Origin of the sequence: Agromyces mediolanus, from assembly GCF_023715325.1 — a bacterium.
GTDB classification, from domain to species: Bacteria; Actinomycetota; Actinomycetes; order Actinomycetales; family Microbacteriaceae; genus Agromyces; species Agromyces mediolanus_A.
In genome coordinates, this window is the sequence record NZ_JAMBNX010000015.1 from 14846 (window position 1) to 38790 (window position 23945).

22 protein-coding genes are annotated in these 23945 nt (G+C 73.8%); 15 read left to right on the plus strand and 7 right to left on the minus strand.

Annotation, left to right across the window (positions count from 1 at the left end):
* Window positions 1–25 precede the first annotated feature (25 nt).
* Genes M3147_RS18450 through M3147_RS18465 form a run of 4 tightly spaced genes read left to right on the plus strand, consistent with a single transcriptional unit; the run spans window position 26 to window position 1921 of the window.
* Entirely contained in the window at window positions 26–505 is a 480-nt protein-coding gene (locus M3147_RS18450) for a YtxH domain-containing protein (RefSeq protein ID WP_251204880.1), read from the plus strand.
* Between the two features lie 12 nt (window positions 506–517).
* The gene (locus M3147_RS18455; protein ID WP_189085182.1) at window positions 518–925 is read left to right on the plus strand and encodes a phage holin family protein; all 408 of its coding nucleotides are present in this window, start codon (window positions 518–520) and stop codon (window positions 923–925) included.
* Window positions 909–1223, plus strand: a complete 315-nt coding sequence (locus tag M3147_RS18460; RefSeq protein ID WP_251204881.1) for a hypothetical protein — start codon at window positions 909–911, stop codon at window positions 1221–1223. Before M3147_RS18455 ends, M3147_RS18460 begins: the two co-directional genes overlap by 17 nt.
* Window positions 1224–1234: 11 nt before the next feature.
* Window positions 1235–1921, plus strand: a complete 687-nt coding sequence (locus M3147_RS18465; RefSeq protein WP_251204882.1) for a GntR family transcriptional regulator — start codon at window positions 1235–1237, stop codon at window positions 1919–1921.
* 30 nt (window positions 1922–1951) lie between these two features.
* Here M3147_RS18465 and M3147_RS18470 read toward each other — a convergent pair whose 3' ends face one another.
* Genes M3147_RS18470 through idi form a run of 7 tightly spaced genes read right to left on the minus strand, consistent with a single transcriptional unit; the run spans window position 1952 to window position 7762 of the window.
* Entirely contained in the window at window positions 1952–2848 is an 897-nt protein-coding gene (locus M3147_RS18470) for a prenyltransferase (RefSeq protein WP_251204883.1), read from the minus strand.
* A complete protein-coding gene (locus tag M3147_RS18475; RefSeq protein ID WP_251204884.1) occupies window positions 2845–3192 on the minus strand; it encodes a lycopene cyclase domain-containing protein in 348 nt (115 codons plus the stop codon). The genes M3147_RS18470 and M3147_RS18475 overlap by 4 nt, the downstream gene beginning before the upstream one ends.
* Complete coding sequence (locus tag M3147_RS18480; RefSeq protein WP_251204885.1) at window positions 3189–3548, minus strand: lycopene cyclase domain-containing protein; 360 nt, start codon at window positions 3546–3548, stop codon at window positions 3189–3191. The genes M3147_RS18475 and M3147_RS18480 overlap by 4 nt, the downstream gene beginning before the upstream one ends.
* On the minus strand, window positions 3545–5179 hold the full coding sequence (gene crtI / locus M3147_RS18485; protein ID WP_251204886.1) for a phytoene desaturase family protein: 1635 nt from the start codon (window positions 5177–5179) through the stop codon (window positions 3545–3547). The genes M3147_RS18480 and crtI overlap by 4 nt, the downstream gene beginning before the upstream one ends.
* Entirely contained in the window at window positions 5176–6072 is an 897-nt protein-coding gene (locus M3147_RS18490) for a phytoene/squalene synthase family protein (RefSeq protein ID WP_251204887.1), read from the minus strand. Before M3147_RS18490 ends, crtI begins: the two co-directional genes overlap by 4 nt.
* Entirely contained in the window at window positions 6069–7163 is a 1095-nt protein-coding gene (locus M3147_RS18495; RefSeq protein WP_251204888.1) for a polyprenyl synthetase family protein, read from the minus strand. Before M3147_RS18495 ends, M3147_RS18490 begins: the two co-directional genes overlap by 4 nt.
* Window positions 7160–7762, minus strand: a complete 603-nt coding sequence (gene idi / locus M3147_RS18500; RefSeq protein WP_251204889.1) for an isopentenyl-diphosphate Delta-isomerase — start codon at window positions 7760–7762, stop codon at window positions 7160–7162. Before idi ends, M3147_RS18495 begins: the two co-directional genes overlap by 4 nt.
* A gap of 122 nt (window positions 7763–7884) precedes the next feature.
* Between idi and M3147_RS18505 the strand changes: the two genes are divergently transcribed.
* The 11 genes from M3147_RS18505 (at window position 7885) to M3147_RS18555 (ending at window position 23870) form a co-directional block, all read left to right on the plus strand.
* The gene (locus M3147_RS18505) at window positions 7885–8430 is read left to right on the plus strand and encodes a MarR family winged helix-turn-helix transcriptional regulator (protein WP_251204890.1); all 546 of its coding nucleotides are present in this window, start codon (window positions 7885–7887) and stop codon (window positions 8428–8430) included.
* Between the two features lie 80 nt (window positions 8431–8510).
* Window positions 8511–9248, plus strand: a complete 738-nt coding sequence (hemQ, locus tag M3147_RS18510; RefSeq protein WP_251204891.1) for a hydrogen peroxide-dependent heme synthase — start codon at window positions 8511–8513, stop codon at window positions 9246–9248.
* Window positions 9248–10513, plus strand: coding sequence for a ferrochelatase (locus M3147_RS18515; protein WP_251204892.1), 1266 nt, complete (start codon window positions 9248–9250; stop codon window positions 10511–10513). Before hemQ ends, M3147_RS18515 begins: the two co-directional genes overlap by 1 nt.
* Window positions 10510–11466, plus strand: coding sequence for a hydroxymethylbilane synthase (hemC, locus tag M3147_RS18520; protein WP_251204893.1), 957 nt, complete (start codon window positions 10510–10512; stop codon window positions 11464–11466). Before M3147_RS18515 ends, hemC begins: the two co-directional genes overlap by 4 nt.
* Window positions 11467–11480: 14 nt before the next feature.
* The gene (locus M3147_RS18525) at window positions 11481–12278 is read left to right on the plus strand and encodes a uroporphyrinogen-III synthase (protein ID WP_251204908.1); all 798 of its coding nucleotides are present in this window, start codon (window positions 11481–11483) and stop codon (window positions 12276–12278) included.
* Between the two features lie 30 nt (window positions 12279–12308).
* Complete coding sequence (locus tag M3147_RS18530; protein WP_251204894.1) at window positions 12309–13634, plus strand: heparan-alpha-glucosaminide N-acetyltransferase domain-containing protein; 1326 nt, start codon at window positions 12309–12311, stop codon at window positions 13632–13634.
* Entirely contained in the window at window positions 13631–14623 is a 993-nt protein-coding gene (hemB, locus tag M3147_RS18535; protein ID WP_251204895.1) for a porphobilinogen synthase, read from the plus strand. Before M3147_RS18530 ends, hemB begins: the two co-directional genes overlap by 4 nt.
* Before the next feature lie 149 nt (window positions 14624–14772).
* Window positions 14773–16074, plus strand: a complete 1302-nt coding sequence (gene hemL, locus M3147_RS18540) for a glutamate-1-semialdehyde 2,1-aminomutase (RefSeq protein WP_285874096.1) — start codon at window positions 14773–14775, stop codon at window positions 16072–16074.
* 78 nt (window positions 16075–16152) lie between these two features.
* A complete protein-coding gene (locus M3147_RS18545; RefSeq protein ID WP_251204897.1) occupies window positions 16153–16533 on the plus strand; it encodes a hypothetical protein in 381 nt (126 codons plus the stop codon).
* A 195-nt stretch (window positions 16534–16728) separates the two neighbouring features.
* Window positions 16729–17859, plus strand: coding sequence for a serine/threonine-protein kinase (locus M3147_RS18550; RefSeq protein ID WP_251204898.1), 1131 nt, complete (start codon window positions 16729–16731; stop codon window positions 17857–17859).
* A complete protein-coding gene (locus tag M3147_RS18555; RefSeq protein WP_251204899.1) occupies window positions 17859–23870 on the plus strand; it encodes an Ig-like domain-containing protein in 6012 nt (2003 codons plus the stop codon). Before M3147_RS18550 ends, M3147_RS18555 begins: the two co-directional genes overlap by 1 nt.
* Window positions 23871–23945 lie beyond the last annotated feature (75 nt).

Consider the following 23945-nt stretch of genomic DNA (forward strand, 5'->3'; position numbering starts at 1 on the left):
GAAGGCGGCAGGAGATGGGGTGGAAATGAAGGGCAAGATCCTCTTCGTCGTCGGCCTTGGTGTGGGCTACGTGCTCGGCACCCGAGCCGGCCGCGAACGGTATGAGCAGATCAAGCGCGCAGCCGAGGGCGTCTGGAACCAACCGGCCGTGCAGCAGGGCGTCAACACCGTCACCGACTTCGCCAAGGACAAGCTCGGCGACGTCTCCGACACCGTGCTCGACGCCGCCAAGTCGTTCATCGGCAACGCGACCCGCGGCTCCGGTGCGACGAAGTCCGAGGTGCGCGAGGCCGCCGAGGCCGCCAAGCGCGGTGTCTCGAAGACGGCGAAGGCCGCGAGCTCGGCCGTCGAAGACGCCGCCAACGCGGTGGGCGACGCGATCGACGCCGCCGCGAAGACCGCCGAGCAGGCGGCGAAGCCCGCGAAGAGCGGCGGTGCCGCCAAGAGCACCGCGGCGAAGAAGCCGGGCAGCACCAACCGCCGCTCGGCCGGCTCCGACTCCTAGGAGGGCGGCAAGATGAGTGCACCTACAGAAGACGAACGCTCGCTCTTCACCCTGATCGGGCAGCTGCCCGACACGGTGTCGAGCCTCGTTCGTGCCGAGGTCGACCAGGTCAAGGCCGAGTTCAGCTACAAGGCGAAGCACTTCGGCATCGGCTCCGGGCTCTTCGTCACGGTGCTGGTGCTGCTGCCCTTCCTGGTGTTCTGCCTGCTCGCAGCGGCGATCTTCGCGCTCGCGCTCGTCATGCCGGCGTGGGCGGCGGCGCTCGTCGTCGCCGGGGCCATCCTGCTCGTCATGGCGATCCTCGTCGGAATCGGCATCATGAACTTCAAGCGCGGTGCCGAGCCGCTCGAGTCGATCGACAGCCTGAAGGCCGACCTCGACGCACTGAAGGGAACGGGTGACTATGACCGCCGCTACTGACGCGCCCGGCGCCGGCTCGAAGCGTGAGCAGAAGACCCGCGAGCGCAATCTCGGGCGCGTGCGGGCTCGCGCGGCGGTTGTCGACGCCCGCGCGGAGTTCGCGAGCACGCTGAACGCGCTCGAAGACAAGCTCAACGTGCCCAAGCAGCTCGGCATCCGCGTCGATCGGGCGAAGGTGAAGGCCAGGGTGTTCGCCGACCGCAATCCCGCCGGCGCGGTCGCCGTCGCGATCGGCGCGGTCGTCGTGGTCGCCGGCGTCGTCGCGCTCGTCGTGCGCGCCGCCGTCAGCGACGACTGAGTCCGCGCGGCATGCCGGCGCCCACCGCCGTCGAGCGGATGGCCGACGCGCTCCGCGACGAGATCCTGAGCGGAGTGCTGCCGTCGGGGGCGCCCCTCCGCGAAGAACAGGCGGCCGAGCGCTTCGGCGTGTCGCGGCACACGGTGCGCGCGGCGTTCCAGCGGCTCGTCGCCGAACGGCTCGCCGAGTCGGCGCCCTACCGCGGGGTGCGGGTGACCGAGTTCGACCACGCGCGGGTGCTCGCGCTGCAGCAGCTCCGCGAGGCGCTCGAGGTCGAGGCCGTTCGCATCGCCGGCGAGCGGTACGGGTCGCGCTGGCCCGATACCGCCCTCGCGCCGGCCAGGCTGGCGCTCGACGAGCTCGCCCGCCTCTCCGTCACCGAGGAGGCGCTGCGGCCTCCGGGCGAGCGCGAGACCACGCCCGCGTGGCTCGCGGCCGAGCGACTGCATCTCGAGGTGCACCGGGCGATCGTCGCGGCGAGCGGCAGCCCGCGCATCGTGGAGGCGCACGCCGCACTCGGGGCGGAGCTGCGGCTGTTCCTGCTGCACATCCGGCGGCACTACAGCCTCGCCGAGCTCGTCGTCGAGCACCGCGAGCTGCTCGAGGAGGTCCAGACCGAGGGCGTCGCGGCGATGCGCCGGCACATCGCGCACTCGACCGGCCTGCTCCTCGGCTCGCCGCCGCTCGACGCGGAGTAGCCGCCGGGACGCGGGTGCGGCGCCGCGGTCTCAGGCGGTCAGCAGCGCGTACCAGATGAGCAGCATCGTGGCGGCGAAGCCGACCCCGTAGTTGATCGCGAGGAACCAGCGCCAACCGCCGTTCGCGTGCGCCGAGTCCGCGTCGGCGAGCGAGCGGTAGGGCCACGCGGCGACCACGTACGGCAGGGCGAGGATCGCGGCGAGCGGTCCCGGCCACGCTGTCGCGAGCACGAGCACCCCGGCCAGCAGCCACAGCCCGATGGCGAGCCGGGTGGTGCGGCGCGCCCCCAGCGCCGTCGCGATCGAGCCGATCCCGGCCTCGCGGTCGGGCACGACGTCCTGCACCGCGCCGAAGGCGTGGCTCGCGACGCCCCACACGAAGAACGCGACGAGCAGCAGCACGAGCTGCGGCGTCACCGCGGCCCCGGCGAGCGCGAGCCCGTAGCAGGCGGGCGAGACGAAATGGGTGCTCGAGGTGAGCGAGTCGAGGCCCGGGATCTCCTTGAACCGGAGCCCCGGCGCCGAGTACGCCACCACCGCGAAGAGGCTGAGCGCGAGCCACGCCCACGACCACGGGCCGCCGAGCAGCACGAGCGCGACCACGAAGGGCAGGGCGAGGGCCGTCGCCGCGATCAGCACGGCCCGGTGCCGGCCCGGAGGGAGCAGTGCCCCCTCGACGCCGCCCTTGCGCGGATTCCTGGCGTCGGACTCGAAGTCGAAGACGTCGTTGATGCCGTACATCGCGAGGTTGTACGGCACGAGGAAGAACACCGTGCCGACGACGAGCGCGACGTCGACCTCCCGCACCGTCAGCAGATACGCGGCGGCGAAGGGGAAGGCCGTGTTGATCCAGCTGAGCGGTCGCGATGACGTGAAGAGCGTGGCGAGGAGGGACGGCTGGGAAGCCTCGGCGCGCGCGGTGCTCATCGGCGGGCCCCTCGGGGCGTGCGGGCGGGGCGATCACGACCCGGCGAGGCATCCGCTCGGCCCAGCAGCGTCCAGACCGCCGAGCAGAGCAGCAGGGCGGCGACCGGATAGGCGAAGTCCTCGATCGGCGCGAGGCCGAGCCGCGGCCCGAGCAGCGGCGCATCGGCGTAGTCGAACAGGCCGGCCGCGATCATGAGCGAGTCGAACACCGCGGTGAGCAGCACGAGGCCGCCGGCCGTGAGGGCGAGGGCCGCGGCGTGACCGGCCGGTGCGCGGCGCCACGCGATCGCGGCGAGCACGGCGGAGACGGCGAGGAAGGGCAGGCACAGCACGGCGTAGCTCATCGGCCGGCCTCCCCGGTGACGGAGTCGGTGGCACGGTCCGCCGCTCGGTGCCCGAGGAGGCGGAGCAGGCCCGTGTACCCCACCATCGCGAGCTGGCAGAGGAAGGCGAGGAAGACCGGCTCCTCGATCGGCAGGTGCGGGACGAGGAGCAGACCGGTCGAGTAGGCGTTCGGCTCCCGGAAGAAGATGCCGAGCGAGATGCCCCAGACGTCCCAGGCGAGCAGCATCGCGACCCCGAGGGCGACGACGACCGTCGCCCGCAGCGGAGCGCGCCAGAAGAACAACCGGTATCGCGCGTCGACGAGCGCGATGCACGCGATCGAGCCGAGCAGGAGGCCGAGGTGGAGGAAGGTCATGCCGTGCGCTCCCGGGGGCGGGGACGCTGCTCCGGCGGCGCGGGCTCCTCGAGCGGGCCGGGGGTGTCCTCGCCGCGGACCGCCTTCGCGACGAGCTCGGCGCTGATGAGGCACATCGGCAGGCCGATCCCCGGGATCGTCGTCGCCCCCGCGAAGTACAGGCCCTCGACGTTCGGCGACGCCGTGCGCCCGCGGAACATCGCACTCTGCCGCAGGGTGTGCCCCGGGCCGAGCGCGGAGCCGAGCCAGGAGTGGAACCAGTCCTCGAAGTCGGCCGGCCCGATCGTGCGCCGCACGAGGATCCGCTCGGCGAGGTCCGGGATGCCGGCCCACTCGGCGAGCGTCGTGATCGCCCGGTCCGCGGTCTCCTCGACGAGGCGGTCGCCGCCACCGTCGATCCCGCCGGCGCCGATCGTGGGGTCGGCGGGCACCGGCACGAGCAGGAAGAGGTTCTCGCAGCCGGGCGGGGCGACGCCGGGGTCCGTCGCGCTCGGGCGGCACACGTAGAACGACGCCGGGTCGGGGATCGCCGGGCGGGAGCCGAACACCCGTTGGAAGTTCGTGCGCCAGTCGGCCGTGAAGCAGAGCGTGTGGTGCCCGAGCTCGGGCAGCCGCCCGTGCACACCGAGCATGACGAGCACCGCGCCGGGGCCGGGGTCGCGGCGCGACCAGGATGCCTCGCTCCGGGTCCGCGCGCGGGGTGGGAGCAGCTCGGCATCCGTGTGGTGCAGGTCGGCCGCCGAGACGACGAGCTCGGCCTCGACGAACTCCTCGGTGACGGTGCCGCCGGTGCCGCCGGCCGGACCGTGGTGCTGCACTCGCACGCCAGTGGTGCGCCCGTCGGCCGTCTCGATCCCGAGCACCCGTGCGCCGGTGACGAGCTCGGCCCCCGCGCGGCTGGCCAGCCGGGCGATGCTCGTGATGATCTCGCCGAACCCGCCCATCGGGTAGAACACCCCGTCGGCGAGATCGAAGCGGCTCATGAGGTGGTACATGCTCGGTGCGCGCTCGGGCGAGGTGCCGAGGAAGACCGCGGGGTAGCCGAGGATCTGCCGGAGGCGCACGTCGTCGAAGGAGCGCCCCACCATCCGCTCGAGCGGTTCGAGCAGGAGCCGGGCGAGTCGCCCGAGCCGTCGTCGCACGGGCGGGGCGAGCAGCGCCCCCGGCCGGGCGAAGTCGGTGTAGAGGAAGTGCGTCATCGCGAGCCGGTACGTCTCGTCGGCGGAGTCGAGGTGCCGGGCCAGCGCGGCGCCCGCGCCCGGTTCGATCGACTCGAACAGCGCGATGGATGCCTCGCGTTCGGCCCGCACGTCGACCGGCTCGTCGTAGCCCTCGAAGTACACGCGGTAGCCGGGGTCGAGCCGCACGAGCTCGAGCTCGTCGGCCGCGGTCGTGCCCATCAGCCGGTAGAAGTGCTCGAAGACCTCGGGCATGAGGTACCAGCTCGGACCGGTGTCGAACAGGAACCCGCCCGAGCGCCAGCGCCCGGCTCGCCCGCCGAGCTCGTCGCGGGCCTCGAAGAGCCGCACCTCGTGGCCGTCGCGGGCGAGCAGGGCCGCTGTCGCGAGCCCGGCGATGCCACCGCCGACGACGACGGCGCGGGCGGCTCCGCTCCCGGTCGACCTGGTCATGGCCGGCCTCCGCGGGCGACGACGCGGGTGACGATCGCCAGCTTGCGGGCGCCGGGCACGCGCACCCGTTGCGTCACGAGCTCGCCGGCGGGCGTGCGGCGGAGTCGGACGGCGAGCTCGCCGAACAGGCCGTGCGCGGCGGCGACCGCGACCCGGCAGCCGCGCGGCAGCTCCGGGACGACGGCGGCCGCCTCGTCGAGCGACGCGTCGATGCCGTCGAGGATTCGGTGCTTCTCGGCCTCGGAGAGGTGCGCCGGGTCGACGCCCGGGAAGTAGCGGCGCCCGCGGAGCGAGGCATCCTCCCCGAGGTCCCGCAGGAAGTTCACCCGCTGGAACGCCGAGCCGAGCGCCCGCGCGCCGCGCTCCCAGCGCGCGTCGCGCTCGGCATCGGGGGAGAGCCCGACGGCGAAGCCGCGCAGGCACATCAGGCCCACGACCTCGGCCGACCCGTAGACGTACTCGTCGAGCTCGCGTTCCTCGGTGAAGGCGATCGGGTCGAGATCGCGCCGCATCGAGGCGAAGAACGGCCGGGTGAGCTCCTGACCGAACCCGCTGCGGCGGGCCGCCCGCGCGAACGCGTGCACCACGAGATTGGCGCTGTAGCCGTGCTCGAACGCCGCCTCGGTCTCGGCCTCGAGCGCGTCGAGCAGCTCGCGGCGGCGTTCGCAGGGCAGGCCGGCTTCCTCGGCCGGGCCGTCGACGAGCTCGTCGGCGATGCGCACCAGGGCGTAGACCTCGGCGAGGTGCTCGCGCACGGCGGGTGAGCAGAGCCGGCTCGCGAGGCCGAACGACGTCGAGTACGCGCGGATGACGCGCGCCGAGCCGTCGGCGGCCGTGCGGTCGTAGAGCGCGAGGCCGGTCGCGGGGGCGGCCGGGGCGGTGCGGGTGGTCACCTGGACCTCCTGGTGGCTTCTGCGGCGAGGCCGAGCAGCTCGGACTCGAGTGCGGTGGGCAGACCGGCTGCCGCGATCGCGGCGCGGGCCGCTGCGGCCTCCTCGGCGATGCGCGCCTCGACGCGCGCACGGGCTCCGCTGGCCTCGATGGCCGCGCGCAGGGGGCGGGCGCCCGCCTCGTCGAGATCGGGGCGGCCGAAGGCACCGGATGCCGCGACCCAGGCCGCGTGGCCCCGCGCGTAGGCGATCAGCAGGGTTTCCTTGCCCTCGCGGAGATCGCCGAGGGCGGTCTTGCCGGTGACACGTTCGTCGCCGTAGACGCCGAGCACGTCGTCCTGCAGCTGGAAGGCGACGCCGAGTCGCCGGCCGATCTCACCGAGCCGTTCGACGACGGGCGCCCCCGCGCCGGCGAGCAGCGCGCCCGCCCGGAGCGGTGCGCTGAAGGAGTAGCAGGCCGTCTTGTCCTCGATCATCGCGAGGATGTCGGCCTCCTCGGGTCGCACCCCGGCCGCGTGCCGGACATCGGCGTGCTCTCCGGCCGCGGCCGCGAAGACGCACTCGTCGAGCACCGCGAGGATGGCCCGTCGACGATCCGCCGGGGCCTCGAGCCCGGCCACGAGCGAGTGCGACGCCGCGATCAGCAGGTCGCCGGCGAGGATGGCCGAGGCCTGGCCGTAGGCGTCGGCGCGTTCCCGTTCGAGCCCGCGCAGGACGGCGTCGAGCGCGAAGCGGCCGGCGACGTTCGGCTCGCCCCGGCGCACCAGGTCGCGGTCGATCACGTCGTCGTGCACGAGGAACGCCGTGTGCAGCAGCTCGAACGCGGCCGCGAGGACGACGGCGTCCGCGGCGTCGGCCCGCTCGGCGCCGCGGTTCGGCGCCTCGTTCGGCACGAGCGCGTCGTAGGCGGCCAGGACGAGCCGGGGACGGATCCGCTTGCCGCCGCTCGCGGCATCCCGTGCCGCCGCCCAGAGCCGGCGGTAGTCGGCCGCGTGCGCGTCGGCCCGCACGATCGCCGCGTCGAAGAATCCGCCGAGGTAGCGCTCCACCTCCGTGTGCCGCGTCGGCATCGCCACGGTGCCGACGAGGCTCATGAGACGAGCGCTTCCGCGTCGACGCGGGCGTCGGTGCGGCCGCCGAGGAAGGGCAGCAGCTGCGCCTGCAGCACCAGCCAGGGGCTGAACGCCCACGGCGCCGAGCGGACCGCGGTGGCGAGCTCGTCCGGTTCGACCCAGGCGAGGTCGAGGACCTCCTCGGGATGCGGCGCCGGACGCGAGCTCGTGCGGGCGGTGTAGACCGGGCAGATCTCGTGTTCGACGATGCCCGAGGCATCCGTCGCCCGGTAGCGGAAGAACGGCAGCACCGGCTCGACCTCGCGGAGCTCCAGGCCGAGCTCGAACTCGGCCCGGCGGCGCACGGCGTGCGGGAGCGGCTCGGCCGGAGCGGGATGACCGCAGAAGGAGTTGGTCCAGACGCCCGGCCAGGCGACCTTGCCGAGCGCTCGCCGCGTGACGAGGAGGCGGCCGTCGTCGTCGAACACGTGGCAGGAGAAGGCGAGGTGCAGGGCCGTGTCGGCACCGTGCACGCTGGACTTCGGGGCGGTGCCGATCCGATTGCCGGCCTCGTCGAGCAGCACGACCTGCTCGACCGGCGAGGCGGCCGCCGTGATCGGGGTGGTGATGAGGTCGGTCATGTCGGCTCCTTCGACAACTTCGGCGGCGGCGAGGCGAGAGCGAAGTTCCTCGCCGCGGCGAATATCTCGCCTGGCTAGTGAGTAGCTTAGCGAGATTCATCTCGCCTGGCTAGAATCTCGACATGGCAGATGAGCGGGAGCGAAGTCGGCGCGTCGAGGCGGCGATGCACGATCCGCGCATCGTCGACCGCGACGAGGAACTCGTCGATCGCAGCGGCCTCGCCGACGAGGAGGTCGACCAGGTCGTCCGAGTGATGCAGGCGCTGCGCGGCTGGCACGCCGCAGCCGAGCAGATGAGCGAGGCCTCGCGACGCTACATGCGGCTCAACCAGACCGACATGCGCGCCATCCGCTTCCTCATCGCCGCCCGCAACCAGGGCCTCGTGGTGACGCCGGGCGCGCTCGCCGAGCATCTCGGCATCTCCAGCGCATCGACGACGAAGCTCCTCGACCGCCTCGAGCGCGGCGGGCACGTCACCCGCGCGCCGCACCCGAGCGACCGCCGCGCCCTCGCCATCGCCGTCACCGAGCACACCCGGCGCGACGCCCGCGAGACGGTCGGCCGGCAGCACGCCCGCCGCTTCGCCGCCGCCGCCGCCCTCGCCCCCGAGGAGCGCGAGGTCGTCATCCGCTTCCTCGACGCGCTCGCCGCCACCGGGCAGGACTGAGTCGCCCGGAATTCCGCGCCACCCGGCGGAGCGGACGCCTCCCTTTTGGACCTTCCGCGCGAAAGGGGGAGACTGGGGGTATGTCTTCCCCCGCTGCCGAAGGGGCAGCCGACGAGCTCCGTCATGCGTCCGAACCCGAGCAGTCGCCCGAGGGCTACACGCTCTTCGCCGTGCTCCGAAAGGACCCGGCGCGCCCAGACGACCTCGACGGGCGCGATGTGCCGCGCTTCGTCACCGAACTCGACGGCGTGATCGCGCTCGTCGAGAACGAGGGCGTCACGGTGCGGGGTCTCTACGACGTCTCCGGCCTCAGGGCCGACGCCGACGTCATGATCTGGCTGCACGGGGCCACCGCCGAGGGCCTGCAGTGGGCGCTGCGCGAACTGAAGCGCACTCGCCTGCTGCGCGCGCTGCTGCCCACGTGGAACGCGATGGGCGTGCACCGCGACGCCGAGTTCAACAAGGCGCACGTGCCCGGCTTCCTGCGCGGCATCGAACCGAAGAGCTGGCTCACGATCTACCCCTTCGTGCGCAGCTACGACTGGTACCTGCTCGACCCGGCCGAACGCTCCCGCATGCTCGCCGACCACGGCCGCAAGGGCGCCACCTTCCGCGGCGCGATCGCGCACACCGTGAGCGCCTTCGCCCTCGGCGACTACGAGTGGCTGCTGCCGATCGAGTCCGACGAACTCACCGAGCTCGTCGACCTCATGCGGGAGCTGCGCGCGACCGATGCGCGCATGCACGTCCGCGAAGAGGTCCCGTTCTACACCGGTCGACGGATCTCGACCGCCGAACTCGTGGAGGTGCTCCAGTAATGGCCGCGACGAACCTGGGTTCGACGGGGGCCGCAGCGCCCGCGCGCGAGGCCACCCGCGGTCGCAAGCCCGCCCCGGCCGCGGAGGCGTACTGCGCGTCGGGCGCCTGCGTGCCCGGCGCGACCGAGCCGGCGCAGTCGGGCGCCGCGCACGTGACCGAGCCCGTCGCCTACGACGCCATCCTGCTCGCCGGCTTCGGCGGCCCGGAGGGGCAGGACGACGTCATCCCGTTCCTGCGCAACGTCACGAGCGGCCGCGGCATCCCCGACGAGCGCCTCGAAGAGGTCGCGCACCACTACCGCCACTTCGGCGGGGTGAGCCCGATCAACCAGCAGAACCGCGAACTGAAGGCGGCCCTCGAGGCCGAGCTCGCCCGGCGCGGCGTCGAGCTGCCCGTCATCTGGGGCAACCGCAACTGGGACCCCTACCTCAACGACGCGCTGAACGACGCGAACGAGCGCGGCTTCACCAAGCTCATCGCCATCGCGACCAGCGCCTACAGCTCGTACTCCAGCTGCCGCCAGTACCGCGAGGACTTCGCCGACGCGCTCGCCGACACGGGGCTCGCCGAGACGGTCCAGATCGACAAGGTGCGCCAGTTCTTCGATCACCCCGGCTTCGTGCAGCCGTTCATCGAGGGCGTGCGCGACGGTCTCGCCGAGCTCGAGCGCCGCGTGCCCGGCCTCGACCGCACGAACGGCGTGGAGGTGCTCTTCGCGACCCACTCGATCCCGTCCACCGACGCGGCGAAGTCCGGGCCGGCCGAGCGCGGCTTCGGTGAGGGCGGCGCCTATGCGGCGCAGCATCGCGCCGTCGCCGAGGTCGTCATGCGCGAGGCGGGCGCGGGCGACGTGCCGTGGCAGCTCGTCTACCAGTCCCGCTCCGGCCCCCCGTCGATGCCGTGGCTCGAGCCCGACATCAACGACGCCATCGCCGAGCTGCCCGCCGCGGGTCGCAAGGCCGTCGTGATCGTGCCGCTCGGCTTCGTCAGCGACCACATGGAGGTGCTCTGGGACCTCGACAACGAGGCGCTGGAGACCTGCCGCGAGTACGAGCTCGAGGCCGTCCGCGTGCCGACGCCCGGCACCCACCCCGCCTACGTGGCGGGCCTCGTCGACCTCGTGCTCGAGCGGGTCGACGGCACCCCGACCGAGGAGCGCCCCGCCATGACCGAGCTCGGCCCCTGGTACGACGTCTGCCGTCCCGGCTGCTGCGAGAACGTCCGCCTCGGGTTCCGCCCCGCCCTCGCCGGGATCGCGCCGTGACCGAGACCATCCGCGTCGGCACCCGGGGCAGCGCCCTCGCGGTCGCCCAGACCCGCTGGATCGCCGAGCGCATCGCCAAGGCCGCCGGCGGCGCCGAGATCGAGCTCGTCCAGGTGACCACGCACGGCGACACCTCGCGCGCCTCGCTGAGCGAGATCGGCGGCGAGGGCGTGTTCGCCGCCGCGCTGCGCGAGTCGCTGCTCGCGGGCGACTGCGACGTGGTCGTGCACTCCCTGAAAGACCTGCCGACCGCCGAGCACGAGGGCCTGCGCCTCGGCGCCGTGCCGAAGCGCGCCGACCCCCGCGACGCGCTCTGCGCCCGCGACGGGCTCACGCTCGCCGAGCTGCCGGAGGGCGCCCGGGTCGGCACCGGTTCGCCGCGTCGCATCGCGCAGCTGCGCTCGGTGCGTCCCGACCTCGAGGTCGTCGACCTCCGCGGCAACGTCGACACCCGACTCGGCAAGGTGGCGAGCGGCGAGCTCGACGCCGTCGTGCTCGCCGCGGCGGGGCTCGGCCGGCTCGGTCGGCTCGAGGCCGCGACCGAGCTGCTCGAGCTCGGCGACTGGCCGACCGCACCCGGCCAGGGCGCACTCGCCGTCGAAGTTCGTCGCGAGCGCGGCGAGCGGGTGCTGGAGCGCGCCCTCGAGGGCGTCGACCACCGCTCGACCCGGGCCACGGTGCTCGCCGAGCGACTCGTGCTCGCGGGACTCGAGGCCGGCTGCTCGGCACCGATCGCGGCGAACGCCTTCATCGAGGACGAACTTCTGTTCCTCACGGCCACCGTGTACAGTGCCGACGGGGCGCGCAAGCTGACGAGTTCTCACGCTGCAACCCCCGAAAGCCGCTCGACCGCCGACCTGGCCGAGGCGGCAGGCGACGTCGCCGAGCGCGTCGTCGCCGAACTCCTCGGCAACGGTGCCGCAGACCTGGCAGCACTCGAGGAGCCGCGGTGAGTGAATTCGAACCGATGACGGGCACGATCAACGTGTCCGTCTCGGGCGACGGCAAACCGCTCGCCGGCTGGCGCGTGCTCGTGCCCCGCGGCGGCCCGTGGGGCGACGCGGTCGCTGCCGCGCTCCGCTCGCGCGGGGCCACCCCCGTCATCGCCCCGATGATCAACTTCGCCCCGGCCGACGATCAGGCCGCCCTGGAGTCCGCGCTCGAGAAGCTCGGTCGCGGGGAGTTCGACTGGGTGACCCTCACGAGCGCGACCACGGTCGACGTGCTCTCCACGTATGGCGCCACCATCCCGGCGTCGACGAAGGTCGCGGCGGTCGGCGAGACCACCGCCGCGGCGCTCACCGCCGCCGGGTACCACGTCGACATCGTGCCCTCCGAGGAGAACTCGGCGCGCGGCCTGCTCGAGGAGTGGGAAGCCGCGACCGAGGGGCAGAAGGGCCTGCGCGTGCTCGCGCTCCGCTCGGCGATCGCGAAGCAGGTGCTCTCGGTCGGCCTGCAGCGCATCGGTCACCACGTCGAGGCGGTCGTCGCGTACCGCACCGTCGGGGTGCCCGTGGCCGACAAAGTCATCGAGGACGTCCGGGCCGGCAACGTGAGCGCCGTGCTCGTGACCTCGGGCAGCGTGGCCGAGCAGGTGCAGCAGCAGCTCGGCCCGATCCCGGAGCAGACGCTCGTCGCAGCCATCGGCCCGCAGACGCAGCGGGATGCCGCGAAGCTCGGCCTGCGGGTCGACGTCGTCGCCGTCGAGCGCAGCGCCGAGTCGCTCATCGACGCGGTCGTGAACGCCGCGCTCGCGCGGGCGTGAGCTGAGCGGCCGCTCCCGTAGTCTCGGCTCATGACGTCGAGCGAGCCGGTCGAGGACCACGCCCGACGCGGCGCACGCCGCGCGGGGGCGAGCCGTATCGTCGGCATCGACTACGCCCGCTTCCTCGCCCTCGCCGGCATGATGGCCACCCACCTCTGGACGTGGCAGGCCGACGGCGGCACGCCCGCCCTCTCCGCCGCCCTGCAGGGCAAGGCCGCCGCGCTCTTCGCGGTGCTCGCCGGGGTCGGCATCGCGCTCTCCACCCGTCGGCCCATCGCCGAGGGTCGGGTCGCATCGGCGCGCTGGGCCGTATTCGGCCGCGGCCTCGCCCTCCTCGTCCTCGGGCTGACGCTCGGCCTGTTCCCGGGCAGCATCCTCGTCATCCTCGCCTACTACGCGCTGACGTTCTGGGCGATGATCCCGTTCCTCCGCGTGCCGAGCCGCGTGCTGCTGCCGATCGCCGCGGGGTGGGCCCTCGTCTGGCCGCCGCTGCTGCAGCTCTGGCGCGCCGAGCTGGTCGTGCCGTACGAGGTCGGCAGTGCGAGCTGGCTCGACCTCGAGGACCCGCTGCGACTCGTGCGGAGCCTCCTCGTCACCGGCGTGTACCCCGTCGGGACCTGGCTCGTCTACACGATGGTCGGGCTCGTGGTCGGCCGCGCCGTGCTCGCCGTCGTCGCGGAGCCCGCACGGCTCCGCGTCCTCGGCATCCGGCTCGCGGCGATCGGGGCGGGGATCGCCGCCGTCGCCGTCTCGCTCAGCTGGGTGCTCGCCGTGCCGCTCGGCGGTCTGGACCGTCTCGCCGAGGACCGAGCCGACCTCGGGCGGCCCGGCGTGGCCGAGCTGTTCCTCGCCGAGCAGTTCGGCGGACCGCCCGCCGGCAGCCCGTGGTGGCTCGCATCGCCGGCGCCGCACACCGGCACCACGTTCGATCTCGCCATCACCTGCGGCACCTCGCTGCTCGCGCTCGGACTCTGCCTCGCGATCGGTGCCAGCCTCGGGCCGCGGGCGCGGCTCGCGCTCGCCCCGCTCGGCGCCGCCGGCGGTGCCCCGCTCACCGTCTACACCGCGCACGTGCTCGCCGCCGGACTCGTCGACGCCCTCGCCTCGCTCGAGCCGTGGGACGACGGCATCCCCTGGCAGGTGTCGAGCCTCCAACTGTGGCTGCTGCACGTCGCGGGCGCGCTGCTCATCGGGCTCGTGCTCGCCCTCCTCAGCCGGCGCGGGCCGCTCGAGGCCGTCGTCGCCTGGGTCGCCCGTCGCTTCGCGCGGCTGGGGCGGCGGACGGCGGATGCCGCGGATGCCTCGTCGTCGCCGCCAGGCGACGTCCAGCCGGGCCCGCGTAGGCTTGACGGGTGAGCTCCGCGCCAGCCATCCGCCCCCGTCGTCTGCGGCAGAGTGCCGCACTCCGCCGCCTCGTCTCCGAGACCCGGCTGCACCCCGCCGACCTCGTGCTGCCGATCTTCGTCCGCGAGGGCGTCGCCGAGGCGGTGCCGATCGCCTCGATGCCGGGCGTCGTGCAGCACTCGCTGGAGAGCGTGAAGCGCGCCGTCGCCGAGGCGGCCGAGGCGGGCGTCGGCGGCGTCATGCTGTTCGGTGTCCCCGAGACGCGCGACGCGATCGGCTCCGGCGCGACCGACGCCGACGGCATCCTGAACGTCGCCACCCGAATCGTGCGCGAGGAGGCCGGCGACGCCCTCGTCGTGCAGACCGACCTCTGCCTCGACGAGTTCACCGACCACGGCCACTGCGGCGTGCTCGACCCCTTCGGCGCGGTCGACAACGACGCCACCCTCGACCGCTACCGTGAGATGGCGCTCGTGCAGGCCGCCTCCGGCTCGCAGCTGCTCGGGCTCTCCGGCATGATGGACGGTCAGGTCGCCGCCGTGCGGCAGACGCTCGACGCCGCCGGCTTCGCCGACACCGCGATCCTCGCGTACTCGGCCAAGTACGCGTCCGCGTTCTACGGTCCCTTCCGTGACGCCGTCGAGTCGACGCTCGAGGGCGACCGGCGCAGCTACCAGCTCGACCCCGGCAACCGCCGCGAAGGCCTGCGCGAGGCGACCATCGACCTCGAAGAAGGCGCCGACATCGTCATGGTGAAGCCCGCCGGCAGCTACCTCGACGTGCTCGCCGACGTCGCCGCCGTCTCGGAGGTGCCGGTCTGGGCGTACCAGGTCTCCGGCGAGTACGCGATGATCGAGGCCGCGGCCATGCACGGCTGGATCGACCGCCGCCGCGCGATCGTCGAATCGGTGCGCTCCATCCGCCGAGCCGGCGCCGACGCCGTGCTCACCTACTGGGCGAGCGAGCTCGCCACCTGGATCCGGAACGGGGACGAGGCATGAGCGCCCTTCGACGAGCTCAGGGGACCAGCGACGCCCTTCGACGAGCTCAGGGAACCAGCGGAGCTCAGGGGACCAGCGGAGCTCAGGGGACCAGCGGAGCTCAGGGGACCAGCGACGCCCTTCGACGAGCTCAGGGGACCAACGCGGAGCTGTTCGCCCGCGCGCAGGCGGCGATCCCCGGCGGGGTGAACTCGCCCGTGCGCGCCTTCGGCTCCGTCGGCGGCACCCCGCGGTTCCTCGTGTCCGCCCGCGGGCCCTACGTGACCGACGCCGAGGGACGCGAGTACGTCGACCTCGTCGCCGGCTGGGGCCCCGCCGTCCTGGGCCACGCCGATCCGCGCGTCGTCGACGCGGTGCAGGCCGCCGCCGCCCGCGGTCTCTCCTTCGGCTCCTCGACCCCGGCCGAGACCGAGCTCGCCGAACTCGTCGAGGGGCGGGTCGCGCCCGTCGAGCAGCTCCGGCTCGTGTCCACCGGCACCGAGGCGACGATGAGCGCCATCCGTCTCGCCCGCGGCGCCACCGGCCGCGACCTCCTCGTGAAGTTCGCCGGGCACTACCACGGCCACTCCGACGGGCTGCTCGCCGCGGCCGGATCGGGGCTCGCGACCTTCGCGCTGCCCGGCTCCGCGGGCGTGCCCGCCGACATCGCCGCGCTCACCCTGGTCGTGCCGTACAACGACCTCGACGCGCTCGCCGCGGTCTTCGCCGAGCACGGCGAGCGCATCGCCGCCGTCATCGTCGAGGCCTCCGCCGCGAACATGGGCGTCGTGCCGCCGCTGCCGGGCTTCAACCGCGCCCTCGTCGAGCTCGCGCACGCCCACGGCGCGCTCGTCATCAGCGACGAGGTGCTCACCGGGTTCCGGGTGTCCGCAGCCGGCTGGTGGGGCCTCGAGTCGCGCGACGAGGCATCCGCGTACACGCCCGACCTGCTGACCTTCGGCAAGGTCATCGGCGGCGGGATGCCGGTGGCCGCCCTCGGCGGCCGGGCGGAGCTCATGCAGCAGCTCGCGCCGCTCGGCCCGGTCTACCAGGCCGGCACGCTCTCCGGGAACCCCGTCGCCGTCGCCGCCGGCATCGCCACCCTCCGCGCCGCCGACGCCGAGGTCTACCGGCGCCTCGACGCCGCGGCCGCGACGATCTCGACCGCGGTGTCCGAGGCGCTGGCCGCCGAGGGCGTCGCCCACGCCGTGCAGCGCGCCGGCAACCTCTTCAGCTTCGTCTTCGGCGAGGAGCTGGCCGGCGGCGCCCGCGACTACGCGACCGTGCAGCGGCAGGAGGTGTGGCGCTACGCCCCGTTCTTCCACGCCATGCTCGACGCCGGAGTCTCGCTGCCGCCGAGCGTCTTCGAGGCGTGGTTCGTCACCGCGGCGCACGACGAGTCGGCGATCGGCCGCATCCTCGACGCGCTCCCGGCGGCGGCGCGCGCCGCCGCATCCGCCCGCGCCGCCTGAGCCGGCCCGGTCCGACCGGCCGGCCCCATCTCACGATTGCTCCTGAATTGTCAGGGGTGATCGGGCAGGATGGAGGGCATGGCGAAGCTCCGTGTGCACAGCGACCGGATCGAGGTGCAGCTCACCCCGGCCGAGAAGTCGCTCGCTCTGCGCGGTGACGACATCGTCGTGCAGCAGGGCGACATCCGCTCGGCCATCATCACCGACGATCCGTGGATCTGGATCCGGGGCATCCGTCGCCGGGGCACCGAGGTGCCGCTCGTCGTCGCGGTCGGCGTGTGGAAGTACCACGGCGGCAGCGACTTCGTCATCGTCAAGGGCAAGCGTCAGGCCGTCGTGCTCGAGCTCTCGGGCGGCGAGTTCGCGCGGCTCATCGTGTCGACGAACCACGCGGCGCAGCTCATCGATTCGCTGCGAGTCACCGCCGCCTCCGACGTCGAGGCCGACCCCGGCGAATAGGCGCGAGCGCACCGCTCACCGGTCCGTCGTGCTCCGCGGGTTCGTCACCCGAGCGCGGGTCATCTAGGATGACTCGCGGACGCCGCAGGCAGGCGTCCGCGGGATCCGGGGGCCGCGACGGCTGCGCCCGACTCGGACGACGGAACGGGGTACGCCTGTCGGCGGTCCGATGACGAGCTGGCAGGGAGGGGCCGCGTGGCGAAGCGATTGCCCTCTGCGCCGCCCGTGCTCGCGGGCTACAGCTACGTGCGCCCGCTCGGCACCGGCGGCTTCGCCGACGTCTTCCTCTACGAGCAGGACCTGCCGCGCCGGGTCACCGCCGTGAAGGTGCTGCTCGTCGACGTGGTCGACGCCGAGGCGCGCCGCTCGTTCACCGTCGAGGCCGACGCGATGGCTCGGCTGAGCGCGCACCCCTCGATCGTGACCATCCACCAGGCCTCGATCTCCGCAGACGGCCGCCCCTACCTTGTGATGGAGTACTGCCCGGACTCGCTCGGCGCGAAGGCCAAGCGCGGGCCGATGCCCTACGACGAAGTGCTCGACATCGGGGTGCGCATGGCCGGCGCCCTCGAGACCGCGCACCGCACGGGCCTCCTGCACCGCGACATCAAACCGAGCAACCTGCTGCTGAACTCGCTCGGCGCCCCCGTGCTCGCCGACTTCGGCATCGCCGCAGCGATCGGCGACGGGCAGGGCGAGGCGTTCGCGATGTCGATCCCGTGGAGCGCGCCCGAGGTGCTCGGCGAGCAGACGACCGGCACCGTCGCCTCCGAGATCTGGGGGCTCGGCGCGACCCTCTACACGCTGCTCGCGGGGCACAGCCCCTTCGAGCTGCCCGACCGCGCCCGCAACACGGTCGACCAGCTGTCCCGCCGGGTGCTCTCGGCGAGGTACACGCCGCTCTCCCCGCGCGGCGTGCCGCCCCGCATCGACGCGGTGCTGGCGACCGCGATGCAGCGCGATCCGTCGCGCCGCTACGCGTCCATGAACGAGTTCGGCGAACAGCTGCGCTGGGCCCAGTACGAGCTCGGCCTCACGCCCACCACGCTCGAGGTCGCCGCGCCCGAGTGGGCCGCGGCCGCCCCGATCGACTTCGCCGACGCCTCGAGCCGCGGGCCCGTCGTCTCGACGGTGAAGCCGGACGGCCGGCTCGCGGCACGCACCGCGGCCGCCGCGACTCCCCGTGGCCGTATCGTCGACGACGGCGGGCTCGCCGCCGCGCCGGCGAGGAACGGATGGCTGAAGCCGACGCTCATCGGCGTGAGCGCCGGGCTCGGGGTCCTCCTCGCGGGCGCGGTCGCGCTGAACCTGGCGGGGGTGCTCTGATGGCCGCGGCACTGCGGGACCGCAGCGGGCGACGCCCCTCGCGCGGCGCGATCATCGGCGCCGTGGCCGGCGTCGCCGCCGTCGCGACCGTGGTCACGCTCGCCGTCACCGCGAACGGCTACGAGGCGCAGCAGGTGCCGCGGCTCGAGACCGCCGTCTGGGTGAGCCGCGACGCCGGCCAGTACGCGCGGGTGAACACCGACCTCGCCGAGATCGACGTCGTCCGCGACGTCGACGACCCCAGCGCCATCGTGCAGTCCGGCGCCCTCGCCTCGGTCTACAGCCAGGGCCTCGGCCAGCGCTGGCCGGTGAACGCGGCGGATCCGGTCGACCTCGTCGGCGGCGAGGGCGTGGGCGGCACGCCGACCCCTGTCGGCACCCGCGAGGTGCAGTCGGCCGGCGACTGGATCGCGTACCGCACCGACACGGGCACCGTGCACGTCGGCCGCGTCGAGAGCGACCAGCCGGTGCCCGTGGACCCGTTCGCGGGCGAGGAGCGCGCGTCCGACGACGACGAGACCTACGCCGCGAACGCCATCGGCATCTCGCCGGACGGACAGCTCGTCATGTACTCGGCCCGAGAGGGCGCGGTGCGCGGCTACGACGCCGAGAGCGGTCGCTTCGGCGATCCGACGGCGATCGAGGCGCCGCCCGCGGCCGACGCCGGAGTGCAGCTCGCGGTCGTCGGAGAGCACTGGCTGCTCGTCGACGCGGCGGACGGCCGGGCCTGGGTCGACGGCGGGGCGCCCGTGCAGCTCGAGGTCGGCGCCGACGCTCTGCTGCAGCAGAGCGCCGCCTCCGGCGACACCGCGTATCTGGCCGACGCCGACGGCCTGCTCTCCATCCCGCTCGACGGCGGCGACCCCGAACGGGTCGCGACCGACGCCGGGACGCCCGCGCGGCCGATCGTGGCCGACGGCACCGTGGTCGCCGCCTGGCTCGCGCCCGGCTCCGGCAGCGCCTGGTTCAGCGACACGGGCGAGTCGGTCGCCCTGGCCATGCCTGCCGGCGAGACGGATGCCTCGGCCTCGCTCTCGCCGGTGCTGCGCACGAACGGCGATCGCGCCGTGCTGAACGAGACCGCGAGAGGCTTGCTCTGGACCCTGCCCGACGGGCGGCTCGTCCCGCTCGAGCAGTGGGACCTCGACGACGAAGTCGAGGACAAGGTCGGCACGCAGCAGGTGGAGGATCTCGCGAGGCAGGAGCCGCCCGTCGCGGTCGCCGACTCGTTCGGCGTGCGCGCGGGTCAGCAGGTCGAGCTGCCCGTGCTGCTGAACGACCACGACCCGAACTCGAAGGACGTGCTCACCGTCGACCGCGCCTCGATGTCCGGCGGCCTCGCCGACCCCGGCTTCGGCGAGCTCTCGCTCGTCGCGAACGACCAGACGCCGACCGTGCGGGTGCGGGCGACGAGCGGGTCGACCACCTTCAGCTACGCGGTCACCGACGGGCAGGCGAGCTCCGCGCCGGTCACCGTCACGCTCACCGTCGTGCCCGACGACCAGAATTCGGCGCCCGTCTGGTGCGGCGTCGACGCCTGCGTGCAGCAGTGGCCGTCGCCGCAGTTGATGCCCGGCGGCACGGCGATCGTCGACGTGCTGTCCGGGTGGGTCGACCCGGAGGGCGACGCCTTCGTGCTCGCCGGTGCCGAACCGCTCGACCCGGCGGCCCCGGTCACGGTCGTGCCGATGGGCAACGGCCGCGTCGCCATCCGCCACACCGACCCGAACGCCGCCGGCACGACCGTGCCGGTGAAGATCACCGTCGCCGACGTGCACGGCGCGAGCGCCGAGGCCACCCTCGACGTGCGGGTCACCTCGAGCGCGGGTCTCGACGTCGCCCCGGTCGCGGTCACGGCGGGCGCCGGCCGCACCGCGATCGTCTCGATCGCCGACCACGCTTCGGGCGGCTCGGGGTCGCTGCGGCTCCTCGACGCCGTGCCGACGGCCTCGGCCCAGGGGGCCGGCCTCGAGGTCGTGCCGAACGCCGCCGCGGGCCAGGTCGAGCTGCGCGCCGCCGAGCCCGGCGCGTACACCGCCACCTTCACCGTGCAGGACCTCGTGACGCGGGCCGAGCAGGCCGCGACCATCCGGGTCACCGTCGCCCCGCCGGGGGCGCCCATCGCGATCGCGCCCATGACCGCCTTCGTCCGGCAGGGCGAGGACACCATGGTCGACGTGCTCGGCGCCGTGCAGAACACGGGTGGCCGCGTGCTCATGGTCACCGAGGCCGTCTCCGTCTCGCCCGAGCTGAACATCGGGCTCGTCGGGCAGTCGCAGGTGCGCGTCGCCGGCGCGACGACCGACGGGCAGCCCGGGCTCGTCGGCCGGGCCCGGGTCACGGTGTCGGACGGCGCGGGCGGCACGGCCGTCGGCGACCTCAGCGTCTTCCTCGTCGCCCGCACGGCCGGGCTCAGCCCGATCGCCATGCCCGACACCGTGACGATGCGCGCGGGCGAACTGGTCAGCATCCCCGTGACCGCGAACGACGTCAGCCCCCGGGCCGAGCGGCTCGTCGTGCACCCGGAGGTCACCGGCTCCGGCACCGAGGGCGAGCTCGTCTTCGCGTCCGGCAGCAGCATCCGCTACCTGGCGCCCAAGACCCCCGGCACCTACGAACTCGGCTACGCCGTCGGCCTCGAGCAGGCGCCCGACCGGCTCGACCACTCCACGGTGACCGTCACGGTGCTGCCCGACGGCGCGAATCGCGCACCCCAGCCGCGCTCGCTCGTCGCCCGCGTGCTGAGCGGGCAGAGCGTGTCGATCCCGGTCCCCGCGGCGGGCATGGACCCCGACGGCGACCGCACCGTGCTCACCTCGGTCACGCAGCCGGGCAAGGGCCTCGGCGTCGCGACCATCTCCGCCGAGGGCGACGCCATCGTCTACACCGCTCCGGCCGACGGCACCGGCGACACCCAGCCGAACTTCGAGTACACGGTGCGGGATGCCTCGGGCGCCACCGGCAGCGCGGCCGTGCGCGTGGGCGTGCTGACCGCCGCGGTGAGCGACGCGGCGCCCGTGACGTTCAGCGACTACGTGCGCGTGCAGCGCTCCTCCGATTCGCCGGTGACCGTCGACCCGGCCGGCAACGACCTCGACCCCGCGCAGGGCGCGCTGCGGCTCGTGAAGCTCGTGCCGAACGCGCCGGAGGGCACGCCCGAGTACCAGCGGCTGCTCGCGCTCATCGATGACCGGACGTCGCTCGGCGACCGCCGGGTGGTGCTCCGCGCGGGCGACGTCGTCGGCACGAACTCCTACCGCTACACCGTCGCCTCGGAGCGCACCTCCTCGACCGCCGAGGGCCTCATCGTGGTGAACGTCACCGAGGCCGCGTCGACCGACGTGCCCCTGGTCAACGACACGGTCGTCACCGCGCGCTCCCGGCTCGAGCTGGAGCAGCGCGGCCTCGACGTCGTCAGCGGACGCGTCGTCTGGGCCTCCGGCGACGCCCGCTCGCTGAAGCTCGAACTGTGGGGGAAGGCTGCGGCGGCCGCCGGGTACTCGGTCGAGGGGCAGCGCATCCGCGGCCCGCTGCCGGAAGACGGCGCCCTCGTGCCGTTCCGACTGAGCGGCAAGAACACGGCCGGCGGCGAGGTCGAGGCCTTCGGCTTCCTGATCGTGCCCGCCGCCGACGAGCTGCGCGTCCAGCTGCGCGCCGACGTCAGCCCCGTCGAGGTGAAGGAGGAGGCGTCGAAGACCTTCGACGTCGCGAAGCTCCTCGACCTCGCCTCGGGCGACTCCGTCGAGCTCGCCGCCGGCGGCGAGTACCCGGTTCAGCGCAAGGCGGCGAGCTGCGCCCCGGCCGGCGGCACGAGCGTCGAGTACCGCGCCGGTGCCGGCGCCCCCTGGTCGGATCTCTGCCTCGTCGGCGTGCGACTGCCCGGGCAGCGCGAATGGTCGCAGGTCGCGGTGCCCGTCTCGGTCATCCCGAAGGACCCGCAGGCCATCCTCTCCGCCGTGTCGCGCACCGTCGCCCCCGGTGCGAGCGAGACCGTGCGCCTCTACGACGAGATGACGAGCTGGGAGGGCGGCCGCGAGGGCGACCGCAGCAAGCTCGACTACGCCGTGACGTATCAGGGCAGCGCGTTCACCGTCACGCAGGACGGCACGAAGGTCACGGCGGAGGCCCGGGCGGATGCCCGACCCGGCACCCGCGAGACCGTCACGATCGGCGTGAGCGCCTTCGGCGGGCTGACCTCGGCGATCACCCTCGTCGTCGGGCAGGCCCCGGCCGACCAGCCGCGCGGCGCCGTGTTCACGAAGCAGTGCTCGGTCGACCAGGGCAGCTCCTGCTCGATCCCCGTCGTCGGCGTCTCGGGCGAGTACGACCCCTTCGCCGGCAAGACCGGCTCGGGCCTGAAGCTCCGCTCGATCGGCTCGACCTCGTGCCCGGTCGCCGGCATCGGCATGCAGGGCGACACCGCGATCTCCGTGACCTGGCCCAGCGGCCAGAACGCGTACGGCGGCGAGTGCGTCGTGCCGTTCACGGTCACCGACGCCCAGGGCCGCACCGGCGAGGGGCGGGTGACCGTCGACCTGCTCGGCCTGCCGCAGGCGCCGGCCTCGATCGCGACCGCCGACTACACGAAGAACTCGGTCACGATGGAGGTGTCGCTGGGGGAGGCGCTGCGGGCGCACCCGGCGGTGACGGGCGTCGAGATCCTCGAGGGCGGCCGCGCCGTGGGCGCCGACTGCCGGCCGGGCGCCCCCGGCGTGTGGCAGTGCGTGGTCGGCGGGCTCGTGCCCGGCGAACGGCACTTCTACTCGGCACGGGCCGTGAACGGCGTCGGCGCGTCCGCCCCGACGAGCGCCGTCGAGGCGTGGGCGTACGAGGCACCGACCGTCGACGGCGTCGTCGCGACCCCGGTGTACCGGGCCGGCACGACCGCCCAGGGCACCGGCGTCGTCCAGCTCACGATCACGGCCGACGCCGACGCGCGCTCCTTCCGCGTGCAGGAGACCGGGCAGACGATCGAACGCACGGGCACGGAGACCACCGTCGACCTCGCGCTCGCTCCCGGCCCGCAGACGATCACGCTCGTACCGATCAGCGTGTACACGCCGCCGACCGGGCGCGGCAACAACGAGGGCGGGCAGACCGCGACGCCTGTGACGGTCGCCGGAGCGCCGTACTTCGATCCGAACGGCATCACGGCCACGGCGACGACGAACTCCTCCATCCGCATCTCGGGTGTGGGGCTGCAGCAGAACCACAGCGCCAAGCCGGGCGAGATGGTCTACTTCGCGTGGCGCTCGGGCAGCGAGCCGCAGTGCTCGGCCGACGGCAGCGGTGCGCTCACGTACAGCGCCGGCTCGGCGAAGGTCTCCACCTCGCCCGACATCGACGGCCTCGACGAGCGCAAGCGCTACCTGATCAAGGCCTGCGGCTCGAACGGCTTCGGCGTCGTCGCCTCGAGCGTCGGCGAGGTGCGCGTCTACACGAGCGCCGACACCCCGACCGGCGACGCCAGCTACACCGTGGCGACGACACCCGACCCGAACGGCCGCAGCTACCGCTACGGCGTGACCGGCCCGAGCCTCGCCGCGATCGAGGACTTCCACGTCGAATACTCCTCGAACAGCACGAACTGGACCACCGACTTCGGCGCGGCCGTGAACGACGCGTCGAACCCCGGGCAGGTCTACGCCCGGCAGTGCCACAACACCTGGGGCGGGCTGTACTGCTCGAACCAGATCGAGATCTCGGCGAACACCGCGCCCGCGCCCGTCTCGGTCGACTTCAGCGGCTCCTGCGTGGCGGTCCCGCCGAACGAGTCCAACGTCTCGCTCGCCGAGGCGGGGGTCACCGTCACGAGTGCCGGCGCCGGTTCGGCCGTCGTGCGCAGCTGGACCCGGGACGCCGCGAACTCGCCGACCACCGCCCGCGTCGTGATCGGCTTCACCGGGGCCTACGGCGCCCTCACCGACATCACCCGCGACATCGACGTCTGCGCGGCGCCCGACCCGGGGCCCGTCCCCGACCCGCCGAGCGGTCCGGGAGCGGGTGGATGACCCGCCACACCGCGTCGCGACCAGGCATCCGCCGTCTGGGCATCCGCCGCACCGCCTTCCCCAGCACCGATCCCC

What these genes read in the sequence shown, in the direction of transcription:
- M3147_RS18450 (WP_251204880.1), top strand. Translation starts at nt 26, where the DNA reads ATGAAGGGCAAGATCCTCTTCGTCGTCGGCCTTGGTGTGGGCTACGTG.
- M3147_RS18455 (WP_189085182.1), top strand. Translation starts at nt 518, where the DNA reads ATGAGTGCACCTACAGAAGACGAACGCTCGCTCTTCACCCTGATCGGG.
- M3147_RS18460 (WP_251204881.1), top strand. Translation starts at nt 909, where the DNA reads ATGACCGCCGCTACTGACGCGCCCGGCGCCGGCTCGAAGCGTGAGCAG.
- M3147_RS18465 (WP_251204882.1), top strand. Translation starts at nt 1,235, where the DNA reads ATGCCGGCGCCCACCGCCGTCGAGCGGATGGCCGACGCGCTCCGCGAC.
- M3147_RS18470 (WP_251204883.1), bottom strand. Translation starts at nt 2,848, where the DNA reads ATGAGCACCGCGCGCGCCGAGGCTTCCCAGCCGTCCCTCCTCGCCACG.
- M3147_RS18475 (WP_251204884.1), bottom strand. Translation starts at nt 3,192, where the DNA reads ATGAGCTACGCCGTGCTGTGCCTGCCCTTCCTCGCCGTCTCCGCCGTG.
- M3147_RS18480 (WP_251204885.1), bottom strand. Translation starts at nt 3,548, where the DNA reads ATGACCTTCCTCCACCTCGGCCTCCTGCTCGGCTCGATCGCGTGCATC.
- crtI (WP_251204886.1), bottom strand. Translation starts at nt 5,179, where the DNA reads ATGACCAGGTCGACCGGGAGCGGAGCCGCCCGCGCCGTCGTCGTCGGC.
- M3147_RS18495 (WP_251204888.1), bottom strand. Translation starts at nt 7,163, where the DNA reads ATGAGCCTCGTCGGCACCGTGGCGATGCCGACGCGGCACACGGAGGTG.
- idi (WP_251204889.1), bottom strand. Translation starts at nt 7,762, where the DNA reads ATGACCGACCTCATCACCACCCCGATCACGGCGGCCGCCTCGCCGGTC.
- M3147_RS18505 (WP_251204890.1), top strand. Translation starts at nt 7,885, where the DNA reads ATGGCAGATGAGCGGGAGCGAAGTCGGCGCGTCGAGGCGGCGATGCAC.
- hemQ (WP_251204891.1), top strand. Translation starts at nt 8,511, where the DNA reads ATGTCTTCCCCCGCTGCCGAAGGGGCAGCCGACGAGCTCCGTCATGCG.
- M3147_RS18515 (WP_251204892.1), top strand. Translation starts at nt 9,248, where the DNA reads ATGGCCGCGACGAACCTGGGTTCGACGGGGGCCGCAGCGCCCGCGCGC.
- M3147_RS18525 (WP_251204908.1), top strand. Translation starts at nt 11,481, where the DNA reads ATGACGGGCACGATCAACGTGTCCGTCTCGGGCGACGGCAAACCGCTC.
- M3147_RS18530 (WP_251204894.1), top strand. Translation starts at nt 12,309, where the DNA reads ATGACGTCGAGCGAGCCGGTCGAGGACCACGCCCGACGCGGCGCACGC.
- M3147_RS18545 (WP_251204897.1), top strand. Translation starts at nt 16,153, where the DNA reads ATGGCGAAGCTCCGTGTGCACAGCGACCGGATCGAGGTGCAGCTCACC.
- M3147_RS18555 (WP_251204899.1), top strand. Translation starts at nt 17,859, where the DNA reads ATGGCCGCGGCACTGCGGGACCGCAGCGGGCGACGCCCCTCGCGCGGC.